Source organism: Bradyrhizobium sp. USDA 4354 (assembly GCF_054060315.1).
In genome coordinates, this window is the sequence record NZ_JBSSDC010000001.1 from 7,400,417 (window position 1) to 7,421,674 (window position 21,258).

Here is a 21,258-nt window from a genome sequence, read left to right on the forward strand (position 1 = left end):
AAAGGGAGAGCGACGTGACGCGACCGTTCGAGGGCGTGAAGATCCTGGACTTCACGCAAGTGCTGGCCGGCCCCTATGCGAGCTATCAGCTCGCGCTCCTGGGCGCCGAAATCATCAAGGTCGAGCGGCGCGAGGGCGAGGACATGCGCCGCACGCCGCTCAGCCGCGAATGGGCCGAGCGCGGACTGGCGCCGGCGTTCCAGGCCGTCAACGGCAACAAGCGCAGCCTGACGCTCGATTTGCAGAAGCCGGAGGCGATCGCGATCGTGAAGACGCTCGCAGAGACCGTCGACGTGGTCATGGAAAACTTCCGCCCCGGCGTGATGGACAAGCTCGGCATCGGCTACGAGGCGCTGTCCGCGATCAATCCAAAGCTGATCTATTGCGCGGTCTCCGGCTTCGGCCAGACCGGCCCGGACCGCCTGCGGCCTGGCTATGACGGCAAGATGCAGGCACTGTCGGGCATCATGGCGATCACCGGCCATCCCCAGACTGGACCGACCCGCGCGGGCTTTGCAGTGTGCGACGTGCTCTCGGGCGCCACGGCCGCGTTCGGCGTGTCGAGCGCGCTCTACCAGCGCGACCGCACCGGCAAGGGGCAGCTCATCGATGTCTCCATGCTGGAGGCGACGCTGGCGTTTCTCTCGGGCCAGGTCGCGGACTGGTCGGTTGCCGGCCATCGCCAAACACTCTCGGGCAACCAGGCGGTCAGCCGCAGGACCACGGCGAACCTGTTCAAATGCGGCGACGGCCACATCCTGCTCGCCGTCAACAACGAGAAGCAGTACCGCGCGCTGATGAGTGCGCTCGGCCGCGAGGACACGCTCGCCGACCCGCGCTTCGCCGACTGGTTCGCGCGCAACGAGAACGAACCGGCACTGCGCGCCATCATCGAAGAGGCGCTGGCGAAAAGGCCGGCGCGTGAATGGGAGACGATCTTGGAAGATGCCGGTGCGCCCTGCGCCAGCATCTGGACGGTCGAGGAAATCATCGACCATCCGCAAATCAAGGCGCGCGGCGCGATCCAGGAGCTGGACACACAATACGGCCGCCTGCGCTTTGCCGGCAGCGGCTTCAAGCTCGCACATGGCGGCGGAAAGCTCGATCGCATGGCACCGGAGCTTGGGGCGGATACTGACGCGGTGCTGGGCGAGCTGGGATTCGATGCAGCGGAGATTGCCGGGTTGCGGGCAAGGGAGGTCGTGTAGGAGGCGGCGCTCCACACTCGATGTCGTCCCGGACAAGCGTAAGCGCAGATCCGGGACGACAACGGAGGACTTGGCTAGAACAACGACCCCTGCCCGTCATCTGATGACGCAGCAGCAACCTTCCGCACCGCCTTCTTCGGCTTCACGGCCTCTGCCTCCGCCTCCATCTCCTCCGCGCTGATCGGCAGCACGAGCTGCTCGTCGTCATTGGCGACGCGGTTGACGCGGGTGGAGACCGGGTGCCAGGCGAATTCGCCGATGCGCGGGGGCCTCATCAGCGGCAGGATCGCATCGACCTCGTCACCGCGACTATCGAGCCAACGCTCGAAATCGCGCGGGCTGATGGTCACGGGCACGCGGTCATGCAGCGCGGCGAGATCCTCTCCCGCCGCCGCGGTGACGATCGCAACCGTGTCGAGCTCCTCGCCGTTCGGCCCGACCCAGGTCTCGAACAGCGCAGCAAAGCCGAGCGGCTCACCGTCAGCACGGTGGATGAAGAAGGGCTGCTTGCGGCCGCCTTCCGACTTCCACTCGTAATAGCCGTCGGCCGGGATCAGGCCGCGCCGGCGGCGAATCGTGTTCTTGAAGGCGGGCTTCTCCAGCACGGTCTCGGAGCGAGCGTTGATCAGGAGCGTAAACCCGCGCGGATCCTTGACCCAGCCCGGCAGCAGGCCCCAGCGCATCAGGCGGAAATGGCGCGCGCCGTTCTCGACCAACACGACCGGAATCGGTTGCGTCGGGGCGACATTGTACCGGGGCGGGAAATTCGGCTGCTCGACATAGCCGAACAGTTGCCGCAAAGCCGCGGGGGCCGAAGTTATGACGAAGCGTCCACACATCCTTGGGCGTCTATACATCCTTGGGCGTCTATATATGGTCCGTTCAGGTCCTTTTAACCCCGAACGTTAACACTGCGGCAGATGAGCTCAACGGCCTCCCAACCCGCGCGGACGCATGTACAGACGGGCCCCGAGGCTGCGGCCTGGGCCGAACGGCTGCGCGTGGCCAACATCAACCCGCGGACCGGGCTTGCCACCGACTATCTCAACCATTTCAATGAAGCCGTGATGCTGCTCGAAATGGTCCCTGATATGCCGGAATGCGCCGAAGATTTCCTGACCTGGACGCCACTGTCCTATGCCGAGCATTTCACGGCGTCGAATTTCAAGGCGCGGGACCTCGCCATCGAGGCCTATGAGAAGGCCGATCCCAACGTGCGCGCCCAGTTCGACCACATCACTGATACCATGACCTCGATCCTGACCGCGGTGGGCTCGGCCATGCGCGAGGTCGAGAAGGACACCACCCGCGTTCGCCTCGCCGAGCAGGCCACCCTCTGGGTCAAGCCGCTGATCGCGGCCTGCGGCGGCATCATCAATGGTGGGGCGGAAGCCGACGTCGACACCATCATGGCGAACTCGGCCGGATAGGTGACGAGATTGGCCGCAGTCGTCCAGCCCACCCACCCCCAGCTTGCGGTCAGCGCGGCCATCTTCCGGGACGGCAAGGTGCTGCTGGTCCGCCGCGCCCGCTCGCCCGCCAAGGGGTTCTATTCGCTGCCGGGCGGCCGGGTCGAGTTCGGCGAATCGCTGCATCAGGCGCTCAATCGCGAGGTCGACGAAGAGACCGGGCTCGGCATCGAGATCATTGGCCTCGCCGGCTGGCGCGAGGTGCTGCCGGCCGCGGCCGGCGCTGGCCATTACCTGATCATCTCCTTTGCCGCGCGCTGGACGGATAAGGAACCGACCTTGAACGACGAGCTCGACGATTACCGCTGGATCGCGCCGGACGCCCTCGCGAGCCTCGGCGACCTCAAGCTGACCGGAGGGCTGGAGGAGGTCATCCGCGTCTGCCCACCGGCTGATTGGCGCCTGACGGCCGCCTTGCGCTCGCCGTCTCGAGGGGGCATACAGCCGCCGATGTCCACGCGATTTCTGGCCATTTTTGCCTTGATTCTCGCCTGCGCCGCCGGGTCCGCCCGGGCCCAGGATGTGGCGGCGCCGTTTGACGGCGATTTGCAGCGGTTGGCGGAGATCCTCGGCGGGCTGCACTATCTGCGCGGCATCTGCGGGGCCAACGAGGGCAACAAATGGCGCAACGAGATGCAGGCGCTGATCGATGCCGAAACCCCCTCCGGGGAGCGCCGCACCCGCATGATCGCCGGCTTCAACCGCGGCTATAACGGCTTTCAGCAGACCTACCGCAGCTGCACGCCGGCCGCGACGGTGGCGATCCGCCGCTACATCGAGGAAGGCTCGAAGATCTCGCGCGATCTCACGGCGCGCTACGCGAACTGACCTCTCTACTCGTCGTTCCGGGGCGCGACGAAGTCGCGAACTACGGTGCGCAATTGCGCACCGTAGTTCGCGCTGCGCACGCCCGGAATGACGGAGTGCGGGAACCCTGTCATCGACTTTGTTCACAGCCGTTAACCGTTCTTAAAGATGTGGCCTAGCGGTCGTTAACGCCCGTGCTACACCTCTCGCACAGCGCATCGCCGTGGATCGCGCCCCAGCCCTGATCGAGTTTCATGAGCCAGCCGATTTCCTACGCCCCCGCCCGCGCGCCGCTGCCCGATCACGAGCAGAAACAGGCTGCCCTGAACTATCTCAACGAGGCCTGGGCTGAGGCGCGCCATGACGGCGTCGACGGCGACTGCCTGGCGCAGGCGAGCCTGTTCGCGGCATTGGCCGAGCTCGTCGGCACCTATGGCGAGGACGCGGTGGCGAAGTTCGTCGAGGGCTTTCCCGGCCGCATTCGCAATGGCGAATTCTCGGTCGGTATCTCCAGGCAGTAAGCCCATTTCCAAAAATGACCCCGCCATTCGGCGGGGCCAGTTGACGGATGAATGACTTTGCGAGGTGTTCGCGAAGTCCGCCACGAATTATCGCACGGAAGCCGTTCCCCGCGGACAAGCATTAGTCTCGCAATGAGCGGGAGATGTTCCTGATACGACCGGGAATGCGGCCCCTCTCTCCATCTCGGCGCGCCCTTGAGCGTCGCTTTCATGTTGAAATGATATTTCGGCCATTGTGGATACAGCGCATCCCAACGCATTCTTTCTGGTTGGACCGACTTGCACGCGCTACCATAAGTTATTCATCGAAACTTTTTCTCGACAGGCTGAGCCATGACCAAGCACATATTTTTGTCCTACTCCTCGAACGACAAGAAGCGGGCTGACGCCCTCGAGCGCAGCCTGGAAGCTCAGAAACTGCAGGTGTGGAGGGATAAACACAGCATCAACCCAAGCGCGAAATGGTTTGACGCCATTGAAGACGGTATTCGCGATTCCCGTGGCGTCGTCGTTCTCGTCACCAAGGCCAGCAGACGTTCGGAATGGGTCACTTACGAATATTCGCTTGCAAGGGGTGCTGGAATCCCGGTGATTGCAATCCTCGCGAAAGGCACAGCAATCCCCACTCCGTTACGATCGTTTCAGGCCGTGAAACACGAAGACCTCGACAAGGTCGCGGAGGAGATCAAGAAGGCGCTTGCAGACCAATCACGCGCCATTGGACGAGACCGCGCATCATCTGCCCCCGTCCTTATCGCGAAATTTCAAGAGGAGAATGGCGAACCCATCCGCGCGACCAAGGGCAAAACACCGGAACTCTGTATTGAGATGTGGTTGGAGCAGGTCCCCAAAGAAACGAAGAGCGTCGCGTTCGAGATTCCGGATGATGGGGTCAGGGATAACGAATGGACCGCAAAGCGCGCATCAACCCGGCCTACAGCACGGGAAAGAGCATTTCTGTGCGATGATATCCAACTCTATGGCGATGTCGAAGTCTGGGCCAGCGGAATTGGCAAGGGCCCAGGAAAATGGTCCGGCTCCTGGCGCCTCTACGAGGCCTTGATGCGCTACTATCGCAGCCGATCGTATAGTCCCGGCATTCGCGCAGCGCTCAAGCAAATCCGGCGGAACTAGAGCATGATGCGGACAAGCATTGGTCTCGCGATCGCCGGGAGACGTTCCCACTACCATCGTGAACGTGCTCCTTTCCCCTCATGGCTCGACCTTGAGCATCGCTTTCATGTTGGGATGATAGCGGCAGTAATATTCAACCGTTCCGGCCTTCTTCAGAACTGATGTCGCCGATGTCGTCGGCGGCAAGCTCACGTCGAAGTCGCCGTTCCTCGCGGTCGCGGTATGAGCGAAGACGTCCTTGTTGACCCATTGAATGGTATCGCCGACCTTTGCCGATATTTCGGCCGGTGAGATCACAAGGTCCTCCATCGTGATCTCTATCGTCGCGGCGTGCGCCGGGACGACCATCGCCGCGAAGACGAGCGCGATAGCGATCGAAAACAGCCGCCCCGACATCGTCGCACACTCCCTATTTCAGCTCGGCCGCGACGTGCTCGGCGTGCTGCTGATGACCCTGGAAAATCTTCAGGCCGGTCTGCAGCAGGCCCTTCAGCTCGGCATTGTTCGCCGACGGGATCAGCTGCGTCTCCAGCGCACCATTGACTTGCTTGTGATAGGCAATCTCGTTGGCAACATAGGCCTTGTCGAAGGCCGCGCCGCTCAGCTTGTCCAGCTCGGCGAGCCTGTCGCTCGCCTGCTTCGACAGCGTACGGCTGGTGTCGTTGTCTTCAGGGGTAACGTTCAGCTTCTTGACCAGCGCGAGCGCCTGCTTGTTGACCGCCTCGTGGTCGCGCAGCATGTCCTCGGCAAACGCCTTCACCTCCTTGCTCTTGGCCTTCTTCTGAGCCTGCTTGGCCGCGTTGATGTCGATCACGCCGGCGGTGTAGGCGATGTGGGCGATCTGCGGATCGGTGGGCTTGTCGGCTGCGCTCGCACCTCGAAGCAGCGCGGGGCTCAACAACAAAATTGCTACGGCGATCGCCGCGCTCGGTCGGATGAACATGGCTTGATACTCCTGTGGTGCCGGACGTTTGGCCGGCGCGTTGCTTCACAGGGGTTGGATGGACATTTCGCGCAAACGTTCCCGAAAACTTTAGCCGCCGATGCCGAGCCGCTTCAGCACTGACACGGTCAGGCGCTCACATCGCCGCCCGGCGAACGGGAACGCATCCATAACCACCGGGCCGATCTCCTTCTCGACGTTCTCGCGGAGCATGGTGCGGGCGCGGTGCAGCCGCGTCTTCACGGTTTCGGGCTTCACGCCGAGCAGATCGGCGGTCTCCCCGATGGTCATCCCCTCCATGACCCGGGCAACGAAGACCATGCGGAAGGCATCCGGCAACTCGTCGATTGCGCGTTCGACCACACGCTGGATTTCACGCTGGGCCATGGTCCTTTCCGGATCGCCTGCGGGAGGAACGGGAAACCTGATGATCTGCGCATCGAGCGCGGCATCTGATATCGCGCCGAGCTCGACATTGGGCTTTCGGCTGCGCACCCGGCCGAGCGCCTCGTTGATGGCGATGCGCGAGAGCCACGTCGACAACCCGGCCTCGCCCCGAAAGTCGTCGAGGTGGGTGAAGGCCCGGACGTACGTCTCCTGCACCACGTCCTCGGCCTCGCTGTCGCTGCGCAGGATCCCGCGCGCGAGGCGGTAAAGCCTGCGGTTGTTGGCTTGCATGATCTCGCGCAAGGCGGCTTCGTCACGGCCCCGCGCCCGGTCGATCAGCTCGGCTTCCGATATCCTGGGGCCGGCGGATAGGCCGACTACGGTCCGTTGCATGGCGGTTACCTGCTTGTCTCGCTTCGTTCCGGACATTGGATGCAGGCCCAAAGGAAAGGTTCCCAACTTTCTTGCTCCGGATCTTACCCTCCCCTGGGGGGGCCCTCCAGGGGAGGGTAAGCAATCCCCTAGTCCGTCTCGATCGGCAGCGCCGGATCTCTTGCCCACTCGCCCATCGAGGCGTCGTAGAGCGTCAGCTTGTCGAAGCCGAGCTGCGTCAGCAGCAATAGGTCGATCGTCGCCGAGATGCCGCCGCCGCAGTAGAGAATCACATTCTTGTCGCGCGTGACGCCCTGGGCCGCGAACTTCGCTTCCGCATCCGCAAGACTCGTCAGCGTCTTGTCGGCGTTCACGAGCGTTGCGGCTGATACGTTGACGCTGCCGGGGATGCGGCCGGGACGGCCATAGCGGCTCGGTTCGAGGCCGCGGTGAAACTGCGGCCCGAGCGCGTTGACGATGACAGTCGCGGGATCGCCGATCCGCGCCAGCACGGCTTCCTTGTCGACGAAGAAGCCTGTGCGCGACGCGGCCTTGAAGGTCGTCGCTGGATAGCCCTTCGGTGCGCCTGTCTCGACCGGCCGCCCCTCCTCCTTCCATTTGTCGAAACCGCCGTCGAGCACACGCGCATCGACGCCGAGCGAGCGCAGCATCCACCAGAACCGCGTTGCCCACATCATCGTGCCGATGCTGTAGAGCACGACGGTCTTGCTCGCATCGAAGCCGTGGCGACCGAAGGCGGCCTCCAACTGGGCCACCTCAGGCATCATGAAGAAGTGTTGCGACGAGGTGTCGGAGAATTCGCCTTGCAGGTCGAGGAAATCGGCGCCCGGGATGTGGCCGGCCGCGAACGTCTTGTCGCCGGGCACCGCGCGATACGGTACGTCGCTGCCCGGCGGGACTGGTTCGTTGTAGGTCGTGCAGTCGTAGAGGCGCAGATTGGGATCGCCGAGGCGAGCTGCGAGCTGTTCGGTGGTGATGAGGGCAGCTGGCTGGGACATCGGACTACACTCCCGTTCGAGATGAAATGTAGACCTCTCCTCTCGTCATTGCGAGCGTAGCGAAGCAATCCAGAGTCTTCCCGCGGAGAGACTCTGGATTGCTTCGTCGCAAGAGCTCCTCGCAATGACGGGGGATGGCGCGTTCGTCCCCCTCCAAAACCGCCTACTGCTTCAGTGTCTCCAAAAACCGCACCGGCTCGCCTTGCGACGGCGTCACGAGCTCGCCCTGCCACATCACGCGGCGGCCGCGGATGACGGTGCCGACGGGCCAGCCGGTGACGCGCAACCCGTCATAGGGAGTCCAGCCGGCCTTGGACGCGACCCATTTGTTGGTGATGGTTTCGCTGCGCTTCAAGTCGACAATGGTGAAGTCGGCATCGTAACCGGCGGCGATGCGGCCCTTGCAGGCCATGTTGTAGAGGCGTGCGGGGCCGGCGCTGGTGAGGTCGACGAAGCGCGCCAGCGAGAGCCGGCCCGCGTTGACGTGATCGAGCATGATCGGTACTAGCGTCTGCACGCCGGTCATGCCTGAAGGCGAGGCCGGATAGGTCTTCTGCTTCTCCTCCAGCGTATGCGGGGCGTGGTCGGAGCCGAGCACGTCGATGATGCCCTGCTCGATGCCGCGCCAGATACCGGCGCGATGATCGGCGCCGCGCACCGGCGGGTTCATCTGGGCGAGCGTGCCGAGCCGCTCGTAGCATTCGGGCGCGACCAGCGTGAGATGGTGCGGCGTTGCCTCGCAGGAGGCGACATCCTTGTGGTCGCGCAGGAACTCGATCTCTTCTTTGGTCGAGATATGCAGCACGTGGATGCGCTTGCCCGTCTCGTGCGCGAGCTTGACCAGGCGCTGCGTCGCCATCAGCGCCGCGGTCTCGTCACGCCAGACCGGATGCGAACGGGCATCGCCCTCGATGCGCTGCGATTTTCGTTCGTTGAGCCGATACTCGTCCTCGGCGTGGAAGGCGGCACGGCGGCGGATCACCTGAAAGATGCGGCGCAGGCTTTCGTCGTCCTCCACCAGAAGCGCGCCGGTCGAGGAGCCGATGAAAACCTTGACGCCGGCACAGCCGGGTGCGCGCTCGAGCACGGGGAGGTCCTGCACGTTCTCGCGAGTACCGCCGATGAAGAAGGCGAAATCGCAGTGCATGCGGTGATGGGCCCGCTTCACCTTGTCGGTGAATTCTGTGTCCGTCACCGTCAGCGGCGCGGTGTTCGGCATTTCGAACACGGCGGTGACGCCGCCCATCACGGCGCTGCGCGAGCCGGTCTCGAGGTCTTCCTTGTGCGTCAGCCCGGGCTCGCGGAAATGCACCTGCGTGTCCATCACGCCGGGCAGGATGTGCAGGCCCTTGCAGTCGATCACCTCGGCGGCTGAGCCTTGCGACAGCGGGCCCAGCTCGGCGATGCGACCATTTGCAATGCCGATGTCGCGAACACCCTCGCCGTCCTGGTTGACGACGGTGCCGCCCTTGAGGATCACATCGAAACGCTGGATCATGAGGCCTCTCTCATCCCCAAGCGCAGGGCTCGAGGTCTTGTCGTTTATGCGTTGGGGGCTTACGTTCCGGAGCAACATGTCGCAAGAGATTTTCGCATGAAATCGGCGTTTCTTCCCGACCGGGGCGTGGTCAAGGTCGCGGGCGAGGATGCGCGCAACTTCCTCAACGGCCTGATCACGACCGACGTCGACAGGCTGAAACCCGGCCTGGGGCGATTCGGCGCACTGCTGACGCCGCAGGGCAAGATCGTCGTGGACTTCCTGATCACGGAAGCGCCCGCGGGTCACGGCGGCGGGTTCCTGATCGACTGCCCGAAAGCGCTGGCGGACACCCTGGCCACCAAGCTGAAGTTCTACAAATTGCGCGCCAAGGTCACGGTGGACAACCTTTCCGGCGATCTCGGCGTGCTCGCGGCCTGGGACGGCCAGCCCGCGGTCCAGCCCGACCTTGCCTTCGCCGATCCGCGGAATGACGGGCTCGGCTACCGCATCCTGATCCCAGAAGATCTCAAGCAGAAGCTGTCCGATCTAATCGGCGCCGAGCCGGTCGATGCGGCCGAGTACGAGGCGCACCGCATCGCGCTCGGCGTGCCGCGCGGCGGGCTTGATTTCATGTACAGCGATGCGTTCCCGCACGAGACCAACATGGATCGTCTCGCCGGCGTCGATTTCGACAAGGGCTGCTATGTCGGCCAGGAGGTCGTCTCGCGCATGCAGCATCGCGGCACGGCGCGCACGCGCAGCGTCAAGGTGCTGCTCGACGGTCCTTCACCCGAAATCGGCGCGACCATTCTTGCCGGCGACAAGCCGGTCGGCACGATCGGCTCGACCGCCGGCGGCAAGGGCATCGCGCTGGTGCGGATCGACCGCGTCGCCGATGCGCTCGACGCGGGCCAGCCGCTCACCGCTGGAGGGCTGGCTTTGACGCTGGCTGAACCGGACGCCGTTCGAATTCCAGCCAAGCAGCCCATCGCATGAGCCGCGCTCCCCGTCTGCATCCCGATGGTCTGACCCGCTGCCCCTGGCCAGGCGAAGATCCGCTCTATGTCGCCTATCACGACACCGAATGGGGCGTGCCGGAATATGACGACCGCGCACTGTACGAGAAGCTGATTCTGGACGGTTTCCAGGCCGGCCTGTCCTGGATCACGATCCTGCGCAAGCGCGATAATTTCCGCAAGGCTTTCGACGATTTCCAGCCGGAGAAGATCGCGCGCTACAACGCCAAGAAGGTTCACGCGCTGATGAACGATGCGGGCATCGTGCGCAACAAGGCCAAGATCGACGGCGCGATCCTGAGCGCGAAGTCGTATCTCGACATCATGGAGAAGGGTCCGGGCTTCTCGAAGCTGCTGTGGGACTTCATGGACGGACGGCCCAAGGTCAACCAGTTCAAGACCACCGCGAGCGTGCCGGCCTCGACGCCGCTGTCGGTGCAGATCTCCAAGGAGCTGTCCTCGCGCGGCTTCAAATTCGTGGGCCCGACCATCGTCTATGCCTTCATGCAGGCGACCGGCATGGTCAACGACCACCTGGTCGACTGCCACTGTCACGCCACCTGCGGCAAGACGCAGCGCAAGCCGCGCCTCAAGGCCAAATGACGGCGAAGAAAGCGGCGCGCGACGAGGAGACCCGCGCCTGGCAGCGCATGCTGTCGGGCCGGCGGCTCGATCTGCTCGATCCCTCTCCGCTCGACATCGAGATCGGCGACATCGCGCATGGGCTGGCGCGGGTGGCGCGCTGGAACGGGCAGACCCTCGGCGCGCACATCTTTTCGGTCGCGCAGCATACGCTGCTGGTGGAGACCGTGCTGCGGCACGAAATGCCACGGGTCGATCAGCGCGTGCGGCTCGCAGCCCTGCTCCACGATGCGCCGGAATATGTGATCGGCGACATGATCTCGCCGTTCAAGGCGGTGCTCGACGGTCATTACAAGGCGGTCGAGAAGCGGCTTCTCGGTGCCATCCATATCCGCTTCGGTTTGCCACCGGTGCTGCCGGAGGAGATCACGCTGGCCATCAAGACTGCCGATCGCGGTGCGGCCTATCTGGAGGCGACCGCGCTGGCCGGCTTCAAGCAGCCCGAGGCAAGGCGCCTGTTCGGCAAAGATCCCGGCCTATCCGACAACGTCCGGCGCGATTACCTGACGCCCTGGACAGCGGCGCGGGCTGAGAAGCAGTTTCTGGAGCGGTTTGGCGCGGTGTTTGCGTAGATCCTGTAGGGTGGGCAAAGGCGCTCTTGCGCCGTGCCCACCATCTTTTCCGGTTTGCGACAAAAGTGGTGGGCACGCTTCGCTTTGCCCACCCTACGGCCGCGGTTATAATCAAGAAAAAGGTCCGCCATGATCCACGTCTGTTCCCTCGCCGCGCTTCCCGAGACTGTCCGTACCACCGGCGCCAGCCATGTGCTGACCGTGATGGCCAATGTCGAGCAGGTGGCACGCCCGGTGTCGGTGCTCCCCGCCAACCACCTCAAGGTGTCGATGGACGACATCACCGAGGAGCTGGACGGTTTCGTCGCACCATCGGAGATTCATATCGAGCAGGTGCTGACCTTCGTGCGCGGCTGGGATCGCAGCGCCCCGCTGGTGGTACATTGCTATGCCGGCATCAGCCGCTCCACCGCGAGCGCGTTCGCGGCCGTGTGCGCGCTCAATCCCAATCGCGACGAAATCGAAATCGCCAGGAAGATCCGCGCGGCCTCGCCGATCGCATCGCCGAACCGGCGCATCGTCAGCCTTGCCGATCGTGCACTCGGGCGCAACGGCCGCATGCTGCGCGCGCTCGACGAGATGGGCCCCGGCGCGATGATGGTGGAGGGGCGCCCCTTCGTGATCGAGCTCGAATGACGGCTGCGCGCCACAATGAAGATGCGCTCCCCCTCCCGCTTGCGGGAGAGGGTCGGGGAAAGGGTGTCTTCGCAACGAAGACTCCCCCAGAGGAGAGAGCCCTCTCCCGCCTCGCATCTGTCGATGCGATGCGACCTCTCCCGCAAGCGGGAGAGGTGCAGCGAGTCCGCGGATGGGCCGTCTCAACCAAGCTGCGTTCTGTTCAATTGAACGACACGACAGCCGCATGAGCGACACGCAGCTGACGCCGATCGAGATTGGCCTCACCGCCGCGATCGTCGCGATCGAGAACCACGAGCCGCTGATCCTGACCGCACGCGATGCTGACGGGCTTGCCGGCCTGCCGTTCGGTCCGTTCGACGCGGTGAGCCATCGCACCTTCGAGATCGGCCTTCGCGCCTGGGTCGAGCAACGGGCGGGCCTGCGGCTCGGCTATGTCGAGCAGCTCTACACCTTCGGCGATCGCGGCCGTCATGCCGAAGCCGGCGACATCGGCGCGCATATGGTGTCGATCGGCTATCTCGCGCTGACGCGCCCTGTGGACGGCGAGCTCGCAGCAAACGCGGCGAGCTTCGCGCCATGGTACCGCTTCTTCCCCTGGGAAGACTGGCGCGAGCAGCCGCCGGGGATCATCGCCCGCGACATCATCCCGGCGCTGACCAAGTGGGCCGAGGAAGAGACGCCGGAGACGACGCGCGCGCTGCCGCGGAAGGATCGCGTGCGGTTCTATTTCGGTCTCGACGGTGCACCCTGGGACGAGGAGCGCGTGCTCGACCGCTATGAGCTTCTGTACGAGGCCGGGCTGATCGAGGAGGCGCGGCGCGACGGCCGCCCTGCGGCCTTAGCGCGCAAGACGCTTCCCGCCCTTGGGACCTCGATGCGGTTCGACCACCGCCGGATTCTGGCCACGGGAATCGCGCGGCTGCGCGCAAAGCTGAAGTATCGTCCTGTCGTCTTTGAACTTTTGCCCGCTGAATTCACACTTACCGAACTGCAGCACACGGTGGAGGCGATCTCCGGCCGGCACCTGCACAAGCAGAATTTCCGCCGCCTGGTCGAAATGGAGGCCCTGGTCGAACCGACCGGGGTGATGTCGACACAGACGGGCGGACGGCCGGCAGCGCTCTACCGCTTCCGCCGCGAGGTGCTCCAGGAGCGACCCGCGCCGGGCTTGCGCGTGCGCTCCCGGCGCTAGATCCTGATATTCGTGGTACCGGCCCCTGCCCGCCGGTTGCCTGGAGGCTTCATGTTCGACGGCCCGTTTGACGTCTTTGCGCTGATCATTGCGATCATCGCCTTCCTGATCGCGATCAAGGCGTCGAGCCAGGCGACCGAGCTGCGACGGCGGCTCAACTCGCTCGAAGAGATGCTCTACGCGCAGCGGACGGTGCAGCCGCCGCCCCTGATGCCCGCGCAGGTGCAGGCTGAAGCGCCCGCGACGACTGCAGCCGCCGAGCCGCCGCCGCTGGCGTCGGAAGCCGAGCTTGCGCCGCCCTCGCCCGCCACCGCAGATATCTCGCCACCCCCACTCGAAGCCAGCCCAGAGGCCGGCGCACCGCCGCCGCTGCCCGCGCCCGCACCCGGCTTTGAGGAGCGGCTCGGCACCCGCTGGGTGGTGTGGATCGGCGGCCTTGCGCTCGCGCTCGGCGGCTTCTTCATGGTGCGCTATTCGATCGAGGCCGGCCTTCTCGGCCCCGGCGTGCGCGTGTTCCTCGGCGGCCTGTTCGCAGCGGCCCTGCTCGGTGCCGGCGAATGGACGCGGCGCAAGGAGAGCATCTCGAGCATCCAGGCGCTGCCGATCGCCAACATCCCCGCGATCCTCACCGCGGCCGGCACGGCGGTGGCGTTCGCGACCATCTACGCGGCGTACGCGCTCTACGGCTTCCTCGTGCCTGCGACGGCCTTCGTGCTGCTCGGCATCGTTGCGATGGGCACGCTGGCCGCAGCGCTGCTGCACGGGCCCGCGCTCGCGGGGCTCGGCGTCGTCGGCGCCTTCGTGACGCCGATCCTCGTCTCCTCGGGCAAGCCGGATTATTGGGCGCTCTACATTTATCTTGCGGTCGTGACGGCGGCGAGTTTCGGGCTCGCCCGCATCAGGCTGTGGCGCTGGCTTGCGGTCACGACTATCGTCTTTGCCGTGCTCTGGATCTTCCCGGGTCTCGACACCGAGCAGGTCCAGGTCGCGCCGCACGCCTTCCACGTCATCGCCGGCTTCGTGCTCGCTGCGCTGCTCGTTGTCTGCGGCTTCATGTTCGGACCCAGCTTCGAGGACGGCGAGATCGAGCCGGTCTCGTCAGGCGCGCTCGGCGCCTATCTGTTCGGCGCGATGCTGATCGTGCTGTCGAGCGGACATGCCGATCTGGCGTTGATTGCCTTTACGCTGCTGGTCGCGGGAACGCTGTTCGTCGCCTGGGGTGCGCCGGCGGCTACGGGCGCCCTCGGTGCGGCCGCGGCGACGGTCTTCATCGTGTTCGCCGAATGGGCGGTGCGCGCCAATCCCGACATGCTGGTGCTGCCGGGCGGCCCGATGCCCGGCGTCGGCCCGGTCGCGACCGACAGCGCGGTGACCCTGCATCTGGTGACGGCCGCGATCTTCGCCGCCGGCTTTGGCGCCGCGGGCTTTTTCGCGCAGGGCCGCTCGAGCTCGGCGATCGTTCCCGTGGTGTGGTCGGCGGCGGGCGTCGCGACACCGATCGCCATCCTGGTTGCGCTCTATGCGCGCATCGCCCATCTCGACCGCTCGATCCCGTTCGCGATCCTCGCTGTGCTGCTCGCTGCGGCCTTTGGCGCGGCGACCGAAGCCCTGATGCGCCGCGAAGAACGGCCCGGCGTTGCAACCTCGGTCGCGCTGTTCGCGACCGGTACGCTCGGCGCGCTGGCGCTGGCGCTGACCTTTGCCCTGGAGAAGGGCTGGCTCACCATCGCGCTCGCGCTGATGTCGCTCGGCACCGCCTGGATCTCGGTGCAGCGGCCGATTCCGGTGCTGCGCCGGTTAGCGGCCATCTTCGCCGCGATCGTCACCGCACGCATCGTCTATGATCCGCGCATCGTCGGCGATGCCATCGGCACGACGCCGATCTTCAACTGGCTGTTGTGGGGCTATGGCCTGCCGGCCGCCTCGTTCTGGGGCGCGAGCCTCTTCCTGCGCCGCCGCGCCGACGACGCGCCGCTGCGCGTGGTCGAGACCGCGGCGATCCTGTTCACCGCGCTGCTCGCCTTCATGGAGATCCGGCACTTTGCGACCGGCGGCCGCATGACCTCGCCGCCCTCGCTGCTCGAGTTCGCTCTGCAAGTCTGTATCACGCTCGCCATGGCGATCGGTCTGGAGCGCCTGCGGCTGCGCAGCCACAGCATCGTGCACGATGTCGGCGCGGTCGTGCTGACGGCAATCGCCGGCCTCATCAGCGTGTTCGGCCTCCTGATCCTGGAGAACCCGCTGCTGCTCTCCAGCGTCAATGTCGGCGGCCTCGTGTTCAATCTGCTGCTGCTCGGCTACGCATTGCCGGCCGTGCTGATGCTGCTGCTCTCCTACGCGGTGGCGGGACACCGCCGTGTCGCATACGCAAACACGATCGCGGGTGGCGCCCTGGTGTTCGCGCTCACCTATGTGACGCTGGAGATCCGCCGCTTCTATCACGGCCCGGTGCTGCTCTACGGCGCCACCACGAGTGCCGAGCAATACACCTATTCGATCGGCTGGCTCGCCTTCGGCGTGGTGCTGCTCGGCGTCGGCATCCTGGTCAATTCGGAGCGCGCGCGGCTGGCCTCTGCCGCCGTCATCGCGCTGACGATCTTCAAGGCCTTTGCCGTCGACGTGTGGACGCTGACCGGCGTCTATCGCGCGCTCTCGTTCATGTGCCTCGGCGTCGTTCTGGTCGCGATCGGCTGGCTCTACCAACGCATCCTGTTCCGGCGGCAGGTCACACCGCCGCCGGCCGTGCCGCAGACGGGCAGTTGAAGCGCCAGGACGATGTCCTCACCTCTCCCCAGCGGGGAGAGGCGAAGTACGCGCGCCGCTTCTAAGCCGCGCGGACCGATTCCAGGAACTGCGCGACTTCGACCTTCAGGCGGGTGCTGTCGGTCGCCAGCGACTTCGCCGCCGATAGCACTTCGCTCGAGGCCGAGCCGGTCTCGATCGCGCCGCGCTGCACGTTGGTGATGTTGGACGAGACTTCCTGCGTGCCGAGCGAGGCCTGCTGAACGTTGCGCGAAATCTCTTGCGTGGCTGCGCCCTGCTCCTCGACGGCGGCGGCGATGGCCGAAGACACCTCCGACAGCCGCTCGATGGTGCCGCCGATCTCCTGGATGGCGCTGACGGATTCTTGCGTCGCGGCCTGGATGCCCGAAACCTGCGCTCCGATTTCGCCGGTGGCTTTCGCAGTCTGCTCGGCCAGTGCCTTGACCTCGGACGCGACGACGGCAAAGCCGCGGCCGGCTTCGCCTGCGCGCGCCGCCTCGATGGTCGCGTTCAGCGCGAGGAGGTTGGTCTGGCCCGCGATGGTGTTGATGAGTTCGACGACGTCGCCGATGCGGGCGGCTGCCTGCGACAGCGCGTTGACGCGCTCGTTGGTCCGCGCCGCCTGCTCGACGGCTTCCGCAGCCATCCGTGCCGAATCCTGCACGCGGCGGCTGATCTCGGTGATGGAGGACGACAGCTCCTCGGAGGCGGACGCCACCGCCTGGACGTTGGTGGAAGCTTCCTCCGACGCAGCCGCAACGACGGTTGCGAGTTCTTGGCCGCGCTGCGCCGTGCCGCTCAGCGTCGCCGCGGACGCCTCGAGCTCGGTGGACGCCGACGACACGGTCTCGACCACCTCGCCGATCATGACCTCGAAATTACGGGTGATGGCATCGACGCGGCGGCCGCGTTCGATCTTGGCCTCGGCGTCTCGCGCCGCCGCCTTGTCGGCAGCCTTCTTGGCGATCAGCGCCTCCTTGAAGATCTGGAGTGCATCCGCCATCGAGCCGATCTCGGTCTTCTCGCCGCGATGCGGCACCTCGGCCGAGAGGTCGCCCTCGCCGAGGGACTGCATCGGGCGAATGATCGAGGCGATGCCGCGCGAGACGTCGCGCACGAGATAATAGGCGGCGCTGATCGCGATCACGACGGCAGCTACGATGATGCCGACCAGCACGCGGAAAACGGTGGCATAGCTGTCAGCCGCCTGCTTCGTCTCCAGCTCGGCCCCCCTGTTGTTGAGCTCGATGCCCCTCTGCAGCAGCGGATCGGCCGCCTGGGCCATCTTGGCGACCTTGGTCTGCAACATCTCGTTTGCATCAGTCGGGAAGCGCCCGATGCTCTTGCGCGACAGCGCCATCACGTCCTGCACGCCATTCAGATACTCGGCCCAGGCCTTGGTCCATTGCTCGTACAGCGAGCGCTCTTCGGCGACCGTGATCAGCGGCTCGTAGACCTTGCGCGTCTTCTCGATGCGCTCGCGCAAGCCTGCCAGCCGCTTCTCGGCGGCCTCCTTGCCCTCGGCAGTATCCTGCATCAGGTGCAGACGCAGCGCGACACGCAGCTCGTTGATGTCGGCACGCATCGAGCCGAGCGCACGCACGCTCGGCAGCCAGCTCTCCGCAATCTCGACGGTGTGGGAGTTGATGTTCTGCATCGTGCCGATCGCCATCACGCCGACGCCGGCGAGCGAGAGCACGAGGACCGACAGCACGGTCAGCAGCTTGAAGACGATCGACAACTTCGACATCACACAATCCCGATGATACCAGCACGCGCAAATCGCCTGCGCCGCAGTCGTCGCGACGACAGGGCGGAAGTCAGTTCAACAATGCTGGCTGGTTCTTATCCCCTAAGATTGCGCTCATAATTGCAAGCAGGCGTTAACAGGAACCTACGTAGAACTACGCGATAGACCCGGCGCCCGTTATTTTTTCTGCAACCATCTGTTGCAAACGCACAGGCATTTGCTGCTGCGACGCGAAGCGCGTGATTCCTGGCGACCAAATCTCCGTCCTCCGGCCGATGGTGCCGCCAATCTCCCTGATCACACCGACCGAATCCTCCATCGCGGTCTGCTCTGCCAGCGCCTTCACCTCGGATGCGACCACGGCGAATCCCTTGCCGATCGCGAACGGCGAGCATCAGGCTGCGCGCACGGTACCGAGGAACTTTCCGACCTCCAGCTTCAGCCGGTTGCTGTCGCCCGACAGCGATTGCGCCGCCGCCAACACCTGCGACGACGCCGAACCGGTCTCGCTCGCACCGTGCTGCACATCGGTGATGTTGGACGACACCTGATGGGTGCCTGCCGCCGCCTGCTGCACGTTGCGGGAAATCTCCTGCGTTGCGGCGCCCTGCTCTTCCACCGCGGCTGCGATGGTCGAGGAGATCTCCGACAGCTTCTCGATGGTGTGGCTGATGTCCTTGATCGCGCCGACCGAATGCTCGGTGGCGGTCTGGATGCTGGCGATCTGCTGGCCGATCTCGCCGGTCGCCTTCGCGGTCTGCTCGGCAAGTGCCTTGACCTCGGAGGCGACGACGGCAAAGCCGCGGCCCGCCTCGCCGGCCCGCGCGGCCTCGATGGTTGCATTGAGCGCCAGGAGATTGGTCTGGCCCGCGATGGTGTTGATCAGTTCGACCACGTCGCCGATCCGCGCTGCGGCGGCGGAAAGCTCGCCGACACGATCGGTCGTGGTGCGGGCTTGGCTCACCGCATCGCCCGCGACGCGGGCTGATTCCTGCACCTGCCGGCTGATCTCGGTGATCGACGACGATAGCTCCTCGGTCGCCGACGCCACAGACTGCACATTGGCGGACGCTTCCTCGGAGGCGGCAGCAACCATGGTGGTGAGCTCCTGCCCGCGCGCCGCGGTGGAGGTCAGCGTCGACGCAGAAGCTTCCAGTTCGGTCGCGGCCGAGGACACCGTATCGACGATTTCACCGATTGCGGCTTCGAAGCTGTTGGCCAGCTTGTGCATCTCGGCCTTGCGCTGCGCGGCCGCAATCTGGTCCTGCCTGATCTTGGCTTCAGCCTCATCGCGCGCCTTCTGTTCGGACACGATCTTGAACTTTTCGACTGCCGCAGCGACGCCGCCGACCTCGTCCTTGCGGCCGAGACCGGGCAGAACCACGGAGAAATTGCCGCCGGCGAGCTTGTCCATGGCGACCGTGAGCGCGCGGATCGGCCGCGCGATGGTCAGGAACGACATCAGCCAGGAGCCGACGAGGACGAGCATGGCGAGTGCGCCGACCAGGATCGCAAGCTGCTCGCTCGATCTCATTTGTGCGGCGGCCGCGGCATTCCTCTCCTCGGATTTGCGTCCCGCGTAATCGGCGATCTGACCGATCAGCACGTCGAGCTCGCCGGCAATCGGCAGGGTAATTTCGCGTGCGATGCGAATGACGTCTTCATTGAGCTTCATGGCGCGCGTGGCGCCGTCTGCACCGCTTATGGCCAAGGCTTCGCCGCGTACGCCCGCGATCTGCTGCGCAGCCTGTTCGTAGTTCGCGGCCAGCGATCTCAGTTTCTCCATGCGTGCGCGGTTCTCCGTCTCGTGAGAAAGCCTCAGCATCGTATCGACCAGCAAGTTCGTCGATTTCTGCTGCTCGCCCAGGCTCCGGGTGGCCTTCTGAATATCGGCCGAGCTATTGGCGAGACGAAGGTCGCGGACCGCGAGCTGCATGCCGCGAACTGCGGCCTCGGCCTTCACGGCGTCACGTGCGATCTGCTGTTGGGCAAGCGCGCTCTGGCTGGTCTCGCGGATGCTCGCATTGCCGAGCATCTGGCTCGCGATCATGGCTCCAACCAGCAGCCCTCCGAGAGCCGAAGCGATCGCCAGCTTGGTCCCGATCTGCAGATTCCGAAAGAGACTCAACATCGGTGCGTTTCCCCTGGAAACGAGCCGCCAAGTCATTGTTGGCAGCTTGGACGTTGATCGCCCTTATCGCGAAGCTACCGGTCGGAGTTCCATCTTCTGGTTAACGAGATCCCTCGCAGAAGTACTGATTTTGTGCGCTAATTAATTGAACGCGAAGGGAAATGGTCTCGTCATAGTTGTAAATTGCAACTTCAAGTCGGATCTAGGAAGCCTTGCATCCGACGGCCTCACCGACGAGGCTGATTCGAAAGACCGGCTTCTTGTTCTCGTCGAGCAGCTCCATGCACCACTCGGCGTTCGGCTTCAGGCTGCGCGCGATGCCGCCGAGCAGATTGGCGCATACCTCCGTCATCTCGGTCCAGGCGGCCGCGCGATCCTCGAATTCGTACGGCAGGTCGGCGGCGCCGGAATAACGGCCGGTGCTGATGCGGAAGAAATACAGCGACATCGTTGAACCCTTGCGTGGGACCGCCCCCCGGCCGCGCGCAAACTGAGGCGCGAACAGCTACCAACGCATGAAGGCCGCCGTCCGTATGACTACGGCACGGCGGCTGCGTGTTCGATGAACGTCTTCGACGATAAAGTGCTGGGATTATTCTCCCGCGCAGGCCAGCTCACTGGGTCGACCGGCGCAGCTCGAGCGGGCCCTCGTTCTTCGCTGGCTCGGACTTCACCGGCTCGAGCCGGCTGCTCTCGACACGCGGCGTCTCGACGCGCGCGGCGACTTCGGTGTGGGGTGCAGCGACCGAACCAGTATGCTCCGAGCTGCGCAGCGAGCGGGGACGCGCGGCGGCGCGCGCCATCAGCATCTGATTGCCGCCCTGGTGACGGAAGTCGCAATAGGCGAAGCCCATGCCCGACACCGAGCCGCGGAAGCTGCGATCATCGGTCTTTTCCAGGTTGAAACAGGGCTCAAATGGTATGCCCTTGATCGAGGCGCAGACGTTCTGGCCGCGGATCTGGAGCGTATTGCCGGGAAGACGGAGATGACGGACCGGGCCTGCGCCCGAGAACTGCACCGCACCGGCGGCGCCGAGGTCGTCGAGGATGCGGCCTGCACCGCGGGTGCCGTCGAAACAGGTGAAGGCGAACACCTTGCCGGCCACGAAGCGCCGCGCCTCGTCGGCGTTCATGCTTCCTGCAATGGCCGGCGCAAACGTCGCCGCCGCCGTGACAGCCCCCAACACAATACGCGCAAGCATGCTCAACTCCG

22 protein-coding genes and 1 pseudogene are annotated in these 21,258 nt (G+C 65.0%); 12 read left to right on the forward strand and 11 right to left on the reverse strand.

Features of this window, described 5'->3' with window-relative positions:
• The first annotated feature begins 14 nt into the window (after positions 1–14).
• Positions 15–1,208 carry a CaiB/BaiF CoA transferase family protein gene (locus ACVIIV_RS34435; protein WP_456748156.1) on the forward strand — a complete coding sequence of 398 codons (1,194 nt, stop codon included), beginning with the start codon at positions 15–17 and terminating at the stop codon, positions 1,206–1,208.
• Between the two features lie 74 nt (positions 1,209–1,282).
• On the opposite strand, the gene ACVIIV_RS34440 is transcribed toward ACVIIV_RS34435, so the two are convergent.
• On the reverse strand, positions 1,283–2,047 hold the full coding sequence (locus tag ACVIIV_RS34440; protein ID WP_456748157.1) for an SOS response-associated peptidase: 765 nt from the start codon (positions 2,045–2,047) through the stop codon (positions 1,283–1,285).
• Positions 2,048–2,128: 81 nt separating this feature from the next.
• Here ACVIIV_RS34440 and ACVIIV_RS34445 point away from each other — a divergent pair, with 81 nt between their 5' ends.
• The 5 genes and pseudogenes from ACVIIV_RS34445 to ACVIIV_RS34465 all read left to right on the forward strand — a co-directional run bounded on the left by ACVIIV_RS34445 (position 2,129) and on the right by ACVIIV_RS34465 (position 5,139).
• Positions 2,129–2,638, forward strand: a complete 510-nt coding sequence (locus ACVIIV_RS34445) for a hypothetical protein (protein WP_456748158.1) — start codon at positions 2,129–2,131, stop codon at positions 2,636–2,638.
• A 9-nt stretch (positions 2,639–2,647) separates the two neighbouring features.
• Positions 2,648–3,083: pseudogene (locus ACVIIV_RS34450) on the forward strand (NUDIX hydrolase).
• Positions 3,084–3,127: 44 nt separating this feature from the next.
• Positions 3,128–3,505 (forward strand): TIGR02301 family protein, encoded by a 378-nt coding sequence (locus tag ACVIIV_RS34455; protein WP_456748904.1) that lies wholly within the window; start codon positions 3,128–3,130, stop codon positions 3,503–3,505.
• A gap of 233 nt (positions 3,506–3,738) precedes the next feature.
• Entirely contained in the window at positions 3,739–4,005 is a 267-nt protein-coding gene (locus ACVIIV_RS34460; protein WP_456748159.1) for a hypothetical protein, read from the forward strand.
• 333 nt (positions 4,006–4,338) lie between these two features.
• Entirely contained in the window at positions 4,339–5,139 is an 801-nt protein-coding gene (locus tag ACVIIV_RS34465; RefSeq protein WP_456748160.1) for a toll/interleukin-1 receptor domain-containing protein, read from the forward strand.
• Between the two features lie 78 nt (positions 5,140–5,217).
• Here the strand turns inward: ACVIIV_RS34465 and ACVIIV_RS34470 are convergent, their stop codons facing one another.
• The 5 genes from ACVIIV_RS34470 to ACVIIV_RS34490 form a co-directional block, all read right to left on the reverse strand.
• Positions 5,218–5,535 carry a cupredoxin domain-containing protein gene (locus ACVIIV_RS34470; RefSeq protein WP_456748161.1) on the reverse strand — a complete coding sequence of 106 codons (318 nt, stop codon included), beginning with the start codon at positions 5,533–5,535 and terminating at the stop codon, positions 5,218–5,220.
• Between the two features lie 13 nt (positions 5,536–5,548).
• Positions 5,549–6,082, reverse strand: coding sequence for a DUF4142 domain-containing protein (locus ACVIIV_RS34475; protein WP_456748162.1), 534 nt, complete (start codon positions 6,080–6,082; stop codon positions 5,549–5,551).
• Positions 6,083–6,172: 90 nt separating this feature from the next.
• Positions 6,173–6,862 (reverse strand): RNA polymerase sigma factor, encoded by a 690-nt coding sequence (locus tag ACVIIV_RS34480; RefSeq protein WP_456748163.1) that lies wholly within the window; start codon positions 6,860–6,862, stop codon positions 6,173–6,175.
• 128 nt (positions 6,863–6,990) lie between these two features.
• The gene (locus ACVIIV_RS34485; RefSeq protein WP_456748164.1) at positions 6,991–7,860 is read right to left on the reverse strand and encodes a sulfurtransferase; all 870 of its coding nucleotides are present in this window, start codon (positions 7,858–7,860) and stop codon (positions 6,991–6,993) included.
• A 163-nt stretch (positions 7,861–8,023) separates the two neighbouring features.
• Positions 8,024–9,358, reverse strand: coding sequence for a dihydroorotase (locus ACVIIV_RS34490; protein WP_456748165.1), 1,335 nt, complete (start codon positions 9,356–9,358; stop codon positions 8,024–8,026).
• 96 nt (positions 9,359–9,454) lie between these two features.
• Here ACVIIV_RS34490 and ygfZ point away from each other — a divergent pair, with 96 nt between their 5' ends.
• The 6 genes from ygfZ (at position 9,455) to ACVIIV_RS34520 (ending at position 16,164) form a co-directional block, all read left to right on the forward strand.
• Positions 9,455–10,336, forward strand: a complete 882-nt coding sequence (gene ygfZ, locus ACVIIV_RS34495; protein WP_456748166.1) for a CAF17-like 4Fe-4S cluster assembly/insertion protein YgfZ — start codon at positions 9,455–9,457, stop codon at positions 10,334–10,336.
• Positions 10,333–10,959 carry a DNA-3-methyladenine glycosylase I gene (locus ACVIIV_RS34500; RefSeq protein WP_456748167.1) on the forward strand — a complete coding sequence of 209 codons (627 nt, stop codon included), beginning with the start codon at positions 10,333–10,335 and terminating at the stop codon, positions 10,957–10,959. The genes ygfZ and ACVIIV_RS34500 overlap by 4 nt, the downstream gene beginning before the upstream one ends.
• Positions 10,956–11,570 carry a YfbR-like 5'-deoxynucleotidase gene (locus ACVIIV_RS34505; protein ID WP_456748168.1) on the forward strand — a complete coding sequence of 205 codons (615 nt, stop codon included), beginning with the start codon at positions 10,956–10,958 and terminating at the stop codon, positions 11,568–11,570. Before ACVIIV_RS34500 ends, ACVIIV_RS34505 begins: the two co-directional genes overlap by 4 nt.
• 129 nt (positions 11,571–11,699) lie before the next feature.
• Positions 11,700–12,206 carry a tyrosine phosphatase family protein gene (locus ACVIIV_RS34510; RefSeq protein ID WP_456748169.1) on the forward strand — a complete coding sequence of 169 codons (507 nt, stop codon included), beginning with the start codon at positions 11,700–11,702 and terminating at the stop codon, positions 12,204–12,206.
• Between the two features lie 226 nt (positions 12,207–12,432).
• Complete coding sequence (locus tag ACVIIV_RS34515) at positions 12,433–13,401, forward strand: NUDIX hydrolase (protein ID WP_456748170.1); 969 nt, start codon at positions 12,433–12,435, stop codon at positions 13,399–13,401.
• A 51-nt stretch (positions 13,402–13,452) separates the two neighbouring features.
• Positions 13,453–16,164: a DUF2339 domain-containing protein gene (locus ACVIIV_RS34520; protein WP_456748171.1), complete on the forward strand. Its 2,712-nt coding sequence runs from the start codon at positions 13,453–13,455 to the stop codon at positions 16,162–16,164.
• Positions 16,165–16,225: 61 nt separating this feature from the next.
• Here the strand turns inward: ACVIIV_RS34520 and ACVIIV_RS34525 are convergent, their stop codons facing one another.
• The 5 genes from ACVIIV_RS34525 to ACVIIV_RS34545 form a co-directional block, all read right to left on the reverse strand.
• Positions 16,226–17,914, reverse strand: a complete 1,689-nt coding sequence (locus tag ACVIIV_RS34525) for a methyl-accepting chemotaxis protein (RefSeq protein ID WP_456748172.1) — start codon at positions 17,912–17,914, stop codon at positions 16,226–16,228.
• 154 nt (positions 17,915–18,068) lie between these two features.
• Positions 18,069–18,275 (reverse strand): hypothetical protein, encoded by a 207-nt coding sequence (locus tag ACVIIV_RS34530; RefSeq protein ID WP_456748173.1) that lies wholly within the window; start codon positions 18,273–18,275, stop codon positions 18,069–18,071.
• Positions 18,276–18,308: 33 nt separating this feature from the next.
• Positions 18,309–20,045, reverse strand: coding sequence for a methyl-accepting chemotaxis protein (locus tag ACVIIV_RS34535; RefSeq protein WP_456748174.1), 1,737 nt, complete (start codon positions 20,043–20,045; stop codon positions 18,309–18,311).
• Between the two features lie 202 nt (positions 20,046–20,247).
• A complete protein-coding gene (locus tag ACVIIV_RS34540) occupies positions 20,248–20,493 on the reverse strand; it encodes a DUF6894 family protein (protein ID WP_456748175.1) in 246 nt (81 codons plus the stop codon).
• 166 nt (positions 20,494–20,659) lie between these two features.
• On the reverse strand, positions 20,660–21,247 hold the full coding sequence (locus tag ACVIIV_RS34545) for a hypothetical protein (protein ID WP_456748176.1): 588 nt from the start codon (positions 21,245–21,247) through the stop codon (positions 20,660–20,662).
• Between the last annotated feature and the right edge of the window lie 11 nt (positions 21,248–21,258).